The organism is Phosphitispora fastidiosa, assembly GCF_019008365.1.
Taxonomy (GTDB): Bacteria; Bacillota; Thermincolia; order Thermincolales; family UBA2595; genus Phosphitispora; species Phosphitispora fastidiosa.
Genome location: NZ_JAHHUL010000018.1, coordinates 1 through 13,900 on the forward strand (window position 1 = coordinate 1; position 13,900 = coordinate 13,900).

At 47.7% G+C, this 13,900-nt stretch carries 10 protein-coding genes and 2 pseudogenes; 9 read left to right on the forward strand and 3 right to left on the reverse strand.

Annotation, left to right across the window (positions count from 1 at the left end):
* Positions 1–214, forward strand: a 214-nt coding sequence (locus Ga0451573_RS20425; protein WP_435052292.1) for a hypothetical protein, incomplete at its 5' end; no start/stop codon positions are given.
* A gap of 123 nt (positions 215–337) precedes the next feature.
* Here the strand turns inward: Ga0451573_RS20425 and Ga0451573_RS14760 are convergent.
* Genes Ga0451573_RS14760 through Ga0451573_RS14770 form a run of 3 tightly spaced genes read right to left on the reverse strand, consistent with a single transcriptional unit; the run spans position 338 to position 3,478 of the window.
* Positions 338–1,615 (reverse strand): radical SAM/SPASM domain-containing protein, encoded by a 1,278-nt coding sequence (locus Ga0451573_RS14760; RefSeq protein ID WP_231684907.1) that lies wholly within the window; start codon positions 1,613–1,615, stop codon positions 338–340.
* Between the two features lie 24 nt (positions 1,616–1,639).
* The gene (locus Ga0451573_RS14765) at positions 1,640–3,145 is read right to left on the reverse strand and encodes a radical SAM protein (RefSeq protein ID WP_231684908.1); all 1,506 of its coding nucleotides are present in this window, start codon (positions 3,143–3,145) and stop codon (positions 1,640–1,642) included.
* Positions 3,146–3,199: 54 nt separating this feature from the next.
* Positions 3,200–3,478, reverse strand: a complete 279-nt coding sequence (locus Ga0451573_RS14770) for a hypothetical protein (protein ID WP_231684909.1) — start codon at positions 3,476–3,478, stop codon at positions 3,200–3,202.
* Positions 3,479–3,647: 169 nt separating this feature from the next.
* Between Ga0451573_RS14770 and Ga0451573_RS14775 the strand changes: the two are divergent.
* From Ga0451573_RS14775 to Ga0451573_RS20100, 8 genes and pseudogenes are all read left to right on the forward strand, one after another.
* Positions 3,648–3,821: pseudogene (locus Ga0451573_RS14775) on the forward strand (transposase); the annotation flags it as partial.
* Positions 3,818–3,973 carry a helix-turn-helix domain-containing protein gene (locus Ga0451573_RS20165; RefSeq protein WP_337833079.1) on the forward strand — a complete coding sequence of 52 codons (156 nt, stop codon included), beginning with the start codon at positions 3,818–3,820 and terminating at the stop codon, positions 3,971–3,973. The pseudogene Ga0451573_RS14775 and the gene Ga0451573_RS20165, both read left to right, overlap by 4 nt.
* Before the next feature lie 379 nt (positions 3,974–4,352).
* A pseudogene (locus Ga0451573_RS20170) lies at positions 4,353–4,412 on the forward strand (hypothetical protein); the annotation flags it as partial.
* A gap of 24 nt (positions 4,413–4,436) precedes the next feature.
* Positions 4,437–4,562 carry a hypothetical protein gene (locus Ga0451573_RS20175; RefSeq protein ID WP_337833080.1) on the forward strand — a complete coding sequence of 42 codons (126 nt, stop codon included), beginning with the start codon at positions 4,437–4,439 and terminating at the stop codon, positions 4,560–4,562.
* Positions 4,531–4,716: a zinc ribbon domain-containing protein gene (locus tag Ga0451573_RS20430; RefSeq protein ID WP_435052293.1), complete on the forward strand. Its 186-nt coding sequence runs from the start codon at positions 4,531–4,533 to the stop codon at positions 4,714–4,716. The genes Ga0451573_RS20175 and Ga0451573_RS20430 overlap by 32 nt, the downstream gene beginning before the upstream one ends.
* Positions 4,717–5,426: 710 nt before the next feature.
* Positions 5,427–6,785 (forward strand): MATE family efflux transporter, encoded by a 1,359-nt coding sequence (locus Ga0451573_RS14785; RefSeq protein ID WP_231684910.1) that lies wholly within the window; start codon positions 5,427–5,429, stop codon positions 6,783–6,785.
* A gap of 280 nt (positions 6,786–7,065) precedes the next feature.
* Complete coding sequence (locus Ga0451573_RS14790) at positions 7,066–12,777, forward strand: cytochrome c3 family protein (RefSeq protein WP_231684911.1); 5,712 nt, start codon at positions 7,066–7,068, stop codon at positions 12,775–12,777.
* 61 nt (positions 12,778–12,838) lie between these two features.
* Complete coding sequence (locus tag Ga0451573_RS20100; RefSeq protein ID WP_231684912.1) at positions 12,839–13,831, forward strand: NHL repeat-containing protein; 993 nt, start codon at positions 12,839–12,841, stop codon at positions 13,829–13,831.
* The last annotated feature ends 69 nt before the right edge of the window (positions 13,832–13,900 follow it).

The following is a 13,900-nucleotide window of genomic DNA, read 5'->3' on the forward strand; positions in this document are numbered from 1 at the left end:
TAAACTTACACAATATTCTTCTCCTGGTACATTCCTCACATGTTTTGGTTCTCTGATGGATATTGATAAACTTACACATATAATATATCATATCCATTTATTGTTGTGTTTTGGTTCTCTGATGGATATTGATAAACTTACACTTTGCCCTAGAGATTATGGCCTAACTGCAAGTTTTGGTTCTCTGATGGATATTGATAAACTTACACGATAAAGAGTTCGGTATTCCCGGGGAGTGTTTTAGCTAAAAACAACAAAAAGCGCCCAATTGGATGCTTTTGGCTGTTGCGGTTATATCTGTAGTCATCTCTCCTGCCACATGAACCTTACCTTTAATTCATCTCGCGCTTTCCCCAGAGTGTGCCGCCACATTATTCCCACAAATCATTGTCTTATCCTGATACTGTGCAAACACTGTTTCACACCTGTGGCAGGCAAAGCGAAACTCGCACCTGAAACAGGGCTCCAATTCCCGGTCATTCTGCCAGTATGGCTGAATTTTTTTCTCTGCAAATATTTCCTGTACCGTGGTATCCCGGACATGACCCAGTTCATGTTCCGACAGTGCCGGACAGGGATAATACTTGCCATCCCAGTTTAGGGCCAGCTTGCTGTGCCGGCAGGTATGGTTTTTTTGTTTGGCAATATACCTTTGTATGTCTGGTGGGATTAGATAATTTTCGCCATAAATGAAATCCTTAACCGGTGGTGAACTTTTAATAAGTCTGTCACTGTAAACTGACCCAGCGCCGAGTTGATTCAGGTTGCTGAGTATTTCATAGGGGGCAGGGTCTTCCCCGGTAAACAGGTAAACCAGTTTGAAGGGATAATTGTTTTCCTTCAGGAGAGAAATATTTTGCAGCAGTTGTGCCCAACTGCCTTTTTTGCCGCTGATCCGGTCATGAACCGCTTCCTGGTCAGAGAAAACCTGGAAGACAGGAGTGGTTTTTGTTTTTATCAGCCATTTGGTAAATTCCTTTGCCAACGGGATGCCGGTGATGAGATCAAACATGGAATAGTTCAGCTTTTGAGCAGCAAGTATCGATTCCTGAAGCAATTCCTCTGTAAGATGAGGGTCACCGGCATGGAAGACCACGGAATGGCAGCCTAACAGAGCTGTTTCTTCCAGGGCCTTTTTAATGTAGGGGAGCGGTAGTGCCTGTTCCCGACCGGTCAATTCCCGGTGGCATCCCAGACAGGGCTGCAGCCGGGGAGTCAATTGGCCGGGCACGCAAAAGCTGCAGTTCTGGCTGCATTGTCCCGTCAGTGTAATATGCAGGATATCGATTCTTGGCGCCGGGCGAAAAAAAGTAATATCCTCAACGGGATTATAGGGCCGGATTTTTTCCACAAAACAGGGCCGGTCCAGAAAACAGCCTGCCCCCAGTTTATTTAAGGTATCAAAAAAACTTTTCGTTTCCACTAAGGAAAGTCCTGTACGGTCTGCGGCCTCCTCCAGTGAACAGTTTTGTTCCGTATCTGCAAGTATCTGGCTGCACACAGTATCAAGGGCAAACACCTTTTGCTGCAGAAGCAAATATAAGGCGCCACCCACGGATCCCGGGACATAAATTGCCTCAGGAAACAGGCGGAAGTATCTTTTTGTGTTGGTCAAAGTAATACCCTCCCACAGGATGTATCAAAAATTAAGGGATAACATTTGGCTGTATCGCCGCTGGTATATTTTCATTACTTCTTCATAGTACTCAGGGGCTTTTTCCAGGAGACTGTAAATCTCCGTCAATATTTCCCGGGTCCATTGGACCTGGTTTTCACAAAAGGAGGGGGTAGGTTTACGGAAGTCTTTTCCAGACCAGAAGTGTGAGAAACAGGTTCTGCATAGCTGCATAATCTGGCATCCACGGCACTGGGCGGCAATCTCCCGATTATACATATGAACCAAGTCGGCAATAACTTCAAAGTTAAGTCCGGTTTCCACTGTGCCGATATTGGCCAGGCCGGGTACCCTTTCACAGGGCTGCAGCCTTCCGTCCGGGAGGACACAAATTTTTTCTCCGGGCAGGCAGGTTCCGGTCGCCGGGACTTCAGGCCTGCCGGGCAGACCTAAGATTTTTCGCATTAAATGTAACCGGTATGGTGACAGAATGAAGAAATTTATCAGGGGGTCATTATCGTTTTCTCTTAAAGGGTCAGTTAGCTTTTCCCTGATGGCGGCCACACTTTCAAAAAAACCGAGTCTTTCCTGTTGGGAAAACTGTTTATAATAGTCGGTGAAATGTGACCCGACAGGATTAAACATAAACAAAGACCTTTTGAACTCCTGATGAGTTTTGAAAAACTGCCACAGCTCACCAATATCGCTGCGCCAGTCATAGGTTACCAGGAAACCCAGGAGGGGATAGTCAGGGTGCCTCTTCCAAAAACGCTGAATATTGCCATATACCTCGGAGAAACTTCCCCTGCCTCCAGGTGTGATACGATTGCGGTCATGCTGCTGCCCGGGACCGTCGAGGCTTACCCAGACGGCAAATTTATTGGCTGCCAGGAAATCTGAGACATGGTCATCCAATAAAAGGCCATTAGTGCTGATGGTGTACAGAACGTTGGCCACTTTTTTCCCCCGGACATATTTGACTACCTCTTCTATCAGGGGGAAGCGCAGCAGTGGTTCCCCGCCGTAAAAGGTTATGACTCCGGTTCTGCAGGGATCGGCAAGGCGAATCCGGGCCAGGTTTTCCAGGTAATAATCAACTGCCGTTTTGGCAACCTCCAGTGACATGGCCTCAGAAGGCAGTGTTTCCGAATAGGGGTAAATTGTTGAATTAATACAGTAGCGGCACTGCAGGTTACAGCTTCCGGTAACCGTCAATATCAGCTGGCGAAATCCATTCTGAGCCGTGGTCTGGGCCAAAATAACCGGATCGGGTTTAGCGGGTATCTGGGGAAAAGAGTCCGGAGCCCAAAAGGCTCCGTATATATGGTGCCGCTCCTGAATAAAACGTTCCCAATACCCCAATGATTCAGGTGGCGTTTTTTCTAGACGCTCCAGGTTGTCGGCATCCATGTTTAGAAGGGTATTTTTCAGGTCGCCGGGGCAGGGAAAAACCATCCCCGAACAGTCATCATAGTAGTAATCCATACCACTTAAACTTTTAAAATGAAGTCCCCGAAGTGTTTCTTTCAAATGGCATCTTCCTTTGACTCTTATATTTAGGGCTAATTTAGCTGTGTTTTAATTTTAATAGCCTTCCGCGATCCCGGTTGCGACTCCTCCTGAAGCGCCTCCGGCGCCCCCGGCAGCATATACGTCACCTACCGGAACAGGTCCATCCATGGCACACCCGCCGACACATCCACCCCCACAGCCGGCGCTGCACCCTCCGCCGCAAACAGCTCCACATACCCAGCTTTTTGTAATATCACCACCGATTTCTTTTAGGCCTTCAACATATGCTGTGGCAATCTTGCCGGCAAGTTTTTTCACTTCTTCCATTTGTCTGACATCAGGCTGATCCATAAATAAATTCACCTCTTTTCGATTAACGATTAAGCTCCCTAAGCTTCGGGGACCATAAAACGGGTTTAACCGCCTGCAGCAAGAAGTCTCCCGCCGCTAAGCTACCTTGCTCACGCTAGTGAGAGCGTAGGCGGGAGATGAATTGCCGCCATTCTTTTCCGTGATAACCATTGATAAAAGTAAAAGTGCATCATCACGCCTGATAAAAAAAGAATACCGGCAAATACGTAGCTGCCTCTGGGAAGAATACTTTTGGTCAAGAAGTTTTTGCATACTTACAACTGGTGGTGCACCGCTTGAGGTGATAAAAAGATATATTGAAAGCCAGGGGGAGAAGCTGTGAATAAAGCATATAAATACCGCCTTTATCCGAACAAAGAGCAAGCCATTCTCATAAATAAAACCTTTGGCTGTGTTCGGTTTGTATACAATCGAATGCATGCTGACAGAAAGGCAATTTATGAGAAGTATAAACTCTTGCCAATGCTCAACTAAATCTCAATAGGGCTTATAATAACTTTTTCAGAGACAAGTCGGTAGGCTTTCCAAAATTCAAAAGTAAGCATCATGATAAAGAATCCTACACAACCAATAACCAAAAAGGAACCATAAGGTTTATTGACAGTAAAGCCATTCGATTACCCAAATTAAAAGATGTGCGCATTAATATGCATAGGCCATTACCACAAAACGTCATAATCAAATCAGCAACCATCAGTCAAACACCAACAGGGAAATATTACATAGCTATTGTGGTTCAATATGAAGTTCAAATAAAGCCAATAACACCCACGGTAGAAACCACAATCGGACTTGACTATTCTTCCAAAGCACTATTTGTTGATAGTAAGACAAACAGTCCGGACTATCCGAAATATTACCGCCAGGCAGAAGCCAGGCTAAACGCCGTAAAGTTGCCAAACTTCATGAGAAGGTTGCCAATCAGCGGAAGGATTTTTTGCATCAACTGTCCAGGCAGATAGCCAATGATAATGGTTTTGGGATGCTAAAAACCTTTTTGGCATACAAACTAGCGGAACAAGGTAAACAGCTTGTCATTATCGATAAAATGGTATCCATCTAGCAAACTCTGTCATATATGCAAGCATGAAAATAAAGAACTGACCTTGGCAGACAGAAACTGGACCTGCCCCCACTGCGGAACAGAACTGGACAGGGATGTCAACGCTGCCATCAATATCAAAAATGAAGGCTGCCGGATACTTGGTATAGCCTGACATAATCAAATAACCGTTGGGCGAACGGGGATAGCTTGGTAATTATACCAACGTGGGTTGGTACGTCCCAAGAAGCCCCTACCTCTAAGCGTTAGCGTAGGTAGTGGGAGTACGTCACTACCGTAATTATACACTGTCACAGACGGATTCTACAAGAAAAACACGAAAAATAGCAAACACGAAAATTTAGCCCTGGCGGCGAGAATACTCCCACCTCTTTAGATGGTCAGATGAATCGCCGGTCTCTAAATATTTTCCGAACGCCAGTTCTCCTCAACTCCTGTTTGTGGTAAAATAAGGTTAAAACTCAACTAAGGAGGGGGTGTTCAGTATCATCAGAGCCTTAAAAACAAAGTTCCACACATCCAAAAAATACCTCGACTGTCTTTTTGCCTGCAATCGTGGATCAGTACAGGTTTGGAATGATTGCCTGCGCCTGGCTAAAGAGCACTTTCAAAAAACCGTATGCTATTTGGCATATAGTTGCCGGCTCTACCGGAATGATGTACTCACACCTGTCAGGTGAGGCGCCTTGAAACCGAGATGCCAATGAGACATGCATTCTGAGCTGGCCGGAAGCCCCCACCCTCTACACAAAGTATAATGGAGGTTCACTTAGCTAAGATTATAGAATAGTTCATTGAGTTTATTTTCCGGAGCCAGGAAGTTGACGCTGCTCCGGGTGCATGGTATAGGGAAGGAGAAAAAATGTGGATAAGTCCCGGAAATTGGGAGAAGAAAAGGTATCTAAGCTTTTAATGAAGTTTTCTATTCCGGCAGTCGTAGGAATGCTGGTAAATGCCGTTTATAATTTGGTTGACCGGATCTTTATCGGGAATGCGGTAGGTTCTCTGGGGATAGCCGGGACCACCATAGGTTTTCCTGTTATGATGGTAATTATGGCTTTCGGTATGCTGATTGGCATTGGAGCCACCTCTTTAATCTCAATCAGACTGGGTGAACAGAAAAAAGAAGAAGCAGAACTGATAGCGGGAAATGCCATGGTTTTATTGATTGCCATTTCTGTATTGATTTCTACTGTGGGTCTGCTGTTTATCACACCCATTTTAACTGCTTTTGGCGCCAGTAAGGCAGTGCTGCCTTATGCCAGGGATTACATGGGTATTATTTTATGGGGCACAGTGTTTCAATCGATTGGTTTTGGGATGAACAACTTTATTCGTGCTGAAGGGAATCCCAGGACGGCTATGTTTACTATGCTGCTGGGAGCGATACTAAATACTGTTCTGGACCCTATCTTCTTATTTGTGTTCAAATGGGGGATGAGCGGGGCGGCATATGCCACCATTTTGTCCCAGGCAGTGTCTGCGGCATGGGTGCTCTATTATTATACAGGCGGCGGAAGCCAGTTGAAACTAAGGTTAAAAAATCTAAAACTGCAGATGCAAACAGTAGGGCAAATTATGGCCCTTGGGGCACCGCCCTTTGCCATGCAGATTGCCGCCGGGGTTTTGGGGGTTATTATGAACAGAAGTTTATTCACTTATGGCGGGGACCTTGCTGTATCAGCCATGGGAGTTGTTATGAGTGTCATGATGGTGCTTATGATGCCTGTTATTGGCATCAGCCAGGGGGTTCAGCCGATAATTGGCTATAACTATGGCGCTCAAAAGTTTGATCGGGTCAAAGATGCTTTGAAGCAGGGGATAATGGCAGCCACCATAATTGTTTGTATCGGTTTTCTGATAACCATGCTGATACCGGAACAGCTTGTAGCTATGTTCAACCGTCAGGACCGGGAGCTTATCAAGTTTGGCGCACATGCTTTGCGGGTGTTTTTTATTTTTCTTCCTATTATCGGGTTTCAGATTATTTCGGCCAACTATTTTCAGGCAGTGGGCAAACCAAAACACGCTGCTTTTTTAAGTCTCTCCAGGCAGGTGCTGGTACTCATTCCGGCCCTGCTGATCCTGCCAAGGTTTTTTGGCTTAGACGGGGTACTCATGGCCGGACCGCTGGCGGATTTAGCTTCATCAATTATAACCGGAATCTGGTTATTTAGGGAGTTAAAACATCTGGATACCAGACATCAGGAGAGTGCTGCCTGAAAAAATATTCAGCCGGAGTGATGAGATGAGGAGCTGTCCCATATATGGGGCGGCTTTATTTTTGTTTTGAAAGATGCACACTGTTCCAGCGAGAAATTGTAGAGGCAATATTCAAAATATTTTTGCAAAAGTGGGACAAGATTTGCCTAACATGAAGGAAATTAGTACCATATGTAGAAATATTAATACTAGAATAATAAGTACGTAACCACATAGTAGGAATGATAATTATAGCACATTAATAATAAGAGGATACCTAAGCCTTGGGGGGATTCGCTTTATGGCAACTTCTATATTGAGTAGAGGATTAAAAAAGGTAATTAAACAGAAAAAGGTCTTATTAGCAACCATGATCATTTTAATCGCCGCGGCTCTGGGAGCAATAATATGGAATATTCTCCCCGCTGAGGCGGTCAGGAAAACCGTCTGGCAGACCCCTGCCACTGCTGCTGTACATGCTGTTGCAGCTGCTGACATCGATGGTGATAATGTCAGCGAAGTGGTCTATGGCGGTCAGGACAGCAAACTATACGTCAGAAAATACATTCACGCCACCAGGCTGACAGAGCCTTACCAGACCTTTGGCATCACTGCCGGAATGTCACCTGAGATAATCAAGCTGCGGGACCTTGACGGCGACGGTAAACAGGAAATTATAATCGCCGGCCCGGACAGCAATCGGGTTGAGGCATATACCTTTATTAACAATACGCTGGCACAGCTTTTCAGTGTTCCTGTCAGCGCCAATGTTCTGGACCTGGCGGTCGGACAGTTCACCGATGCCAATGGCAATACCGGTATTGATGTGGCTGCAGTGACATCGGCAAACAAAATGGAACTGGTGTACAATGATGCCGATACCTGGAAAACCGGCTTCACAGCAAATACTGCATACCAGGCCCGGCGGGTTGAATCCTTTGTCTATGACGGCGCCCAGGATGCGCTGGTGGTGACTACTGTTTATGGTGTGAGGACATTTCTCTTTGAGGGGGTGGATAATCCGCCCCCGGTCTGGGAAGTAAACGGTGTTGTTTTTGATGGGGCCACCTACAATGTATTTGCCCCACTGGCCGTTTCCGGTGACATTGTGGACAGCTCAAACAGCAACGGCACTGATGGTATTCCGGAAATCGTTGTCGGCACTCAGGACCTGAAAGCGGGGAAAAGCGATATTATTGTAACCCTCAACGGCAGGACCGGGGCTGAGGTTTGGACGAGCACCGGTGGCAAGACCCTGGGACGTATCAATGACATCAAGGTCCAGGCTGTGGGAGGGGCGGAGCCTGACAGGAGATATGTTACTGTTGGTACAGGTGCAGCCAGGGATGCCGGAGGAAATCCGGCTCACGGGCAGTATGTCCTGTTATTTGAAGTTGGCGGTTCGGGTCTGAATAACCCCAACTTTAAACGGGCTACCGGGGACGACTGGCGGGGTTACATGGCCCCCGCCGGAGAGGTCCTGGCCGTTTACCTGGGCTACATCGACCATTCTTTGACCAACTCATCGGGAAATACAAATATAATCGTGATAACCGGGGACAAGACCGATGGAACTCCGGAAAACAGGGTTGTTAAAATGTGGTATCTCGGCAGCACTAACAGCCTTAACTATGATACCTATAGTGACACAGATAACTATTATGATTTAAATACTAATGCCTCCTATACCTGGTCGCCCCGGAGTACCTATTTGATTGCCAGCGCTGCCGTCAATCCACAGGATAACTGGCGGGATGTGGTGTTTACCCGGCCCGGCACAGGCGGGGCTGAAGTAGTCAGTTTTGACGACAAAGCGCCGGTAATTTTGGCAGTCCCCAGTGTGTCGCCGAACCCGGTTGTTAACCCCTGGAACAACAATGTTACCATATCGGTATCTGCCAGCGAGGGATGTTATGTTAAAGCAGAAGTATTAAGGGGCAGTAATGGTTCCGTATTTGCTACAGTGGGACCCAGAGTAGCGGATTTTAATGGGACCGATGCCGCTGCCAGCCTCGTTTGGGACGGCACTGACGGGGCAGGTAACAGGTATACGGAGACAATATATAAAATCAAGGTCTGGGTATATGATAATGAAACCCAATTTGACGGCAACAGCGAACTGACTCTGCCCTGGCAGTCGGAAGCAAGGTCATATAACACTTATCCCGGTACATATAGCTATTACACTGTAAGCTATGACTCTACCAGTCCGGAACTGACTTTGGGATTATATAAGGATATTAACCGGACCATTCCGCTCAGCGTTTACAATGGCAAGCCCATCACACGGTCAGGCTCTCCGGTATATCTTAAAATAACCGGTTCAGAAGCTCTGCTGCCAGATTCGGTGTTCTATAGTGTTTATGATGTGCATCCCCAGGCCGTGGCGAGTCCTTCGACAACTGACAATGTTAATTTTAAGGGGATCTGGAACCTTGACCTGCCCGCTGAGGACGGGACTGCCGTCATCCAGGCTGAAGGAAGAGACCCCGGGGGGAACACCGGGACGGTAACCCGGGAGGTTATTGTTGATAATACTGCGACTCAGCCGGCAGTAACCGCAACTGACAATTTAAACGGGAAGATAACCCTCAACATTTCAGGTATTGACCCGGACCACAGATATGTCAGGATATACCGCAGTACTGTAAGCGGGTTCACTCCCAATGAATACTGCCTCCTGGCAAGCTTCACCGGTTTTACGGCAAATTCCTTTACAGATAAAAACGTTCAGCCTAATCAGAATTATTATTACCGTGTCCAGCAGGTGGACTATATTGAAAACACCGCTGTTTCTGATGAGGTTTCCGGCAAGTCCCTGCCAGGACTGACTTTTAATGTGGATTATTATACGGATGCCGGTTTGACGCAGCTGCTGCCCAAAAACCCGGACGGCCGGTATGTAACAAATCTGAGATCACCTATTTACATTAAGTTTACCGCCGGCAATCCCCTGGTGGCTGCGCCTGCTTATGTAATTGATGCGCCCGGAAGCACAGCTAATGATATCACTGAACCGGTAACAGCCGCCTGGGTTAGCGGTCAGGTTTATCAGGGGACTTGGGGGGTTACTGTGCCGGGCAATGACGGATCGGCAAGTGTAAAGGTAACGGCTGCAGATATCTTCGGGCAGTCGTTGAGCGATAATGTGCCTGCAGCCGGCGGTACAGTGGTTGTGGACACAACTGCCCGGACGCCGCATCTCTGGGCTGAACCGGGCCCGTCCAGCGTAAATTTGAGTTGGACGAGGGAGAGCGATATCAAAAATACCAGGATTTACCGCAGTACTAACCCGGATTTTGTGCCCACTGATGCGGGAATTGGAGCTAATCTTATCACTGCTGTGTCTGGAACCGTTTATCATAACACCGACCTTGACTCTGAACAAACCTATTATTACAAGGTTATTGCTGTTGACTGTGCCGGCAATGTTTCGGCCCCGTCTGACAGAGTCTCTGTGCAGCCTGAATTTGCGGAACCCCATCCGGCGCCGGTAATTGTTAGGGCTGACCCTACCAATAAACAGATTCTTTATCTTGTTTTTGACGAACCGGTTGTTATCAGGGGTAATCCTGCCGAATGGACGGTAACCCAGAATGTATACGGAACACCGCCTGAGGTAACTTCTGCAGAGGTTACCGATGACAGGAGGATCATCAGAATTATCCTAAACGGAGAACAGGGAACCGGAAACCAGTTAACTCCATTAACATATACCGTGGCTCTGACCGGTATTGAGGATGATTATGGGACTCCCCTTCCGGAAAATGGTACGGCCAATCAGGTATCCTGGGAGGCCTTTAGCCCTCACGGTAAGTTTTCCCAGTGGTCAGGAGGAACTGTTCCTGCCGGGTCAGCCACCGTTTTATGCGGACTTTGCCACAGCGCGCATAATGCTTCAGGGAGTTCACTGCTTCCTGATACCACCATTAAAAGGGTCTGCTTCATTTGTCATAGTATCACTGGTTCCAGCGCCTTAAAGGTGGAAGGTGAATTTGTTTCCCGGAGTGTATATGGGATGCCATATTCTTTTACCCTTCACAAATCCCTGGACAGTGATGATCCCGGATATGACGTGCTTTCATGTGTTGATTGCCATAATCCTCATGGAGATGTTATCGACAAAAACACTGACAATACGATTTATCCCAAGCTGCTGCGGGTTACCGATGCCGGCGGAAATAAATATTATCAGGGCAATCAGGTATGTTTGGCCTGCCATGGCAATATTGACTGCGGTTTTGAAGACGGGACATATTATGCCAATACCGGGGGGAACCACATTAACCCGGTTAACCCGGATAATATAAATGCTCCAAATACTACCGGACCGGTTCATTATGATAACGTCAATTTTGCGGATTTCCTTAATCCTGATTCCGGGACCCAGATTACCTGCGTGAAATGTCACGAAAAACACGGTTCCCAATATGGCAGCCTTCTGGACAACAGCCTGGCCGGCAGTGAGGAAGCCCTGTGCTTCAAATCAGGCTGTCACGGGCCGGAAAATCCCGCCAAAAATATCTATGACCAGTTTCTCGGCGCCAGCAAGGTTTCCCGGCACGACATCGGCGGCACTGGCGGCAAGGGCAGGGTTGAATGCACCAACTGTCACGGCCCGCATACTGTTGATAATACCAACACCGCAGCTACCGCAAAAATCAGCGATCCGGATAATACCAAGCTGGCATATTCAGGCTGGTTGAATAATGACTTCTGCCTCAAGTGTCATGATGGCGACCCGCCCCAAAAGACCCGGACTGATACTGAGGTTGTGCCTTACACGGTCAGTTTTGATTTGGATATAACTACCAACGGCTCCGGTTGGAATAAATCATGGTTCACCAATTCCGGTCATTATAACCAGGGTTTCCAGACACCCAGGCGCTGCACCGGGTGTCATACCTGGCATGGGTCCCAATATTTATCCCTGATGACTGAACCTATCGACCGGGATTTTAATTACAGTTTCAATTCCAGCAATAGCCCTTATTGTTTAGGATTATGCCACCAGGCATCAATAGGCAACTCGTTCGTGAATACGGAAGTTAAGACTGTATTTAATCCGGCCAACTCTCCATACCGGCATCCTACCTTTGATGTAAATGGGGTTCATGACAATACCGAGGACCTGGCCGCGAAAAATGTGGACAGGCATGCCGAGTGTTCCGACTGCCATGATGTCCACACCTCCAGGGCTGACGGCACTGAGCAGGGCCTTTTGGGACAGGTAACCGGTCTTGACCTTACCTGGAGCGGGGACCCATGGGAAACGTTTGCTGATGCGGAGCTGGTGCCGCTGACTTTCGGCGCTAAGCAATACCTGTTGTGTCTTAAGTGCCACAGCCCTTATTCATATAATTCACCTCCTGAGTCGCCATCGTCCAATGGGTCATGGCAGGGCGCTTTTGACCAGACGGATATTGCTATGGAGTTCAACCCTGATAACCCTGCCTTCCATGCGGTAATTGGAGAAAGCAAAGTACCCGATTTCGTCTATAATGATGACACATATGATTACGGAATGTTTGCGAATTCATGGACGGCAGATTCGGAAATGAAGTGTACAGACTGCCACAGCTATCCGGGCAGGAGGGGGCCTCACGGTTCACCAAACAGGTTCATCCTCAAAGGCCGATGGGATAATACTACCGGAGAAAGCGGGACTTCCAATCATCTCTGTTTCTACTGTCATGACTATGACTTTTATACAGGGGCTGATCCTGGCAGTGAGACTGTAAGATCTCAGTTTTCCAGGGAAGGAAATTATAACCTGCATAACAGCTCCGGGGGTTCCCATGGCAGCGCCGGATGTGTCCAGTGCCACGGAGCGGTTCCCCATGGCTGGAATAAAGAAGACAGTGGAACTGGAGGGTTGTCCCTGGTTACCGCTGATGATCCCGGACCATATAGTGACGGGGTGGGGATTACAGCAATCAACAGTGTAAATACCATCCCGGGTGATTGGAAAGGCCATGGCGTCCAGTGGTCATGCCAGAAAAGCTGTCACTAAAAAATGGAGGAACTCCTGGATTTATCTAGAATATTCAGTATGTAGACCGGGCGGCATCGCGGTGCATCGCGGCGGCATCGGCTTGTTAAAACAGATGGGGCAGTCATTTAATTATCTGTTAAGGATGTGGTTTACATACATGAAGGTTAAACACTTATTGCTTGTTTTTTTCATTATGGCTATAGCGGGGATTGCGGCTGTCATGGTTTTTACCGGGGACGGTGGGAGTGAGAAGGCGGCCGGACCCCGGTTTCTGTATGAAATAACCGGGGGAAATGGGGATAACGGCCTTAAAGACCCGGTATATGCCACGACAGATAAACAGGGCCGTATCCTGGTGGCAGACAGCGGCAGGCGCAGGGTGGCGGTATTCACTGCCAAAGGCAGGTTCCTTCACGAAATCGGCGGGCCCAAATCGGCGAAGCCCCTTTCTTACCCGTATGGTATTGGGCTGCTGGGAGACCGGGTTCTGGTTGCCGATCCCGGTGCAGACGCCCTGTATGAATACTCCGCTGCCGGAAAATATGAAAAAACGTGGCTTAATCACCAAGAAGGTATTCAACCGGCTCAGGTTTTTGTCACCAATGATAAAGAAGTGTATATCACTGACATGGCCGGCAAACAAATCCTGGTTTTTGACAAAGCAGGCAGCCTGATCAAGACCATCAAGTCCCGGCAGGTTGCCCTGGGGTCTCCTCAGGGTCTTGCGGTAACGGATGATGGATCTGTATGGGTCGCAGACGGGGGCAACTATAATGTTAAACTCATCAGCCCCACCGGAGAAACCGGAAAGGTTTTTGACGGCGGGCCCAAACAGGCCTTGAGCATGGCCAAAGGGCTGGCTGTTGACTCAAAAGGCCGAATTTATGTGGCTGATACTCTGGCAAACCTGGTCAGGGTATTTGATGAGGATGGGAACAGCCTGGCGGGTTTCACAGCAGAACCGGAAGAGAAGACTAACTTCAACATGCCTGTGGGAATATTTATAGATGATGATGACAAAATATATATTGCCGATCAGGGAAATAACAGGATTCAGGTGTGGGGTTATTGACAAACCCCCAAAATTACTGACTTTGTCAGTAGCTTGAGGCAGGACACTGGTCCTGCCTTGGCTTATTGT

Coding starts and splice junctions, on each gene's coding strand:
- Ga0451573_RS14770 (WP_231684909.1), bottom strand. CDS start 3,478: ATGGATCAGCCTGATGTCAGACAAATGGAAGAAGTGAAAAAACTTGCC.
- Ga0451573_RS14790 (WP_231684911.1), top strand. CDS start 7,066: ATGGCAACTTCTATATTGAGTAGAGGATTAAAAAAGGTAATTAAACAG.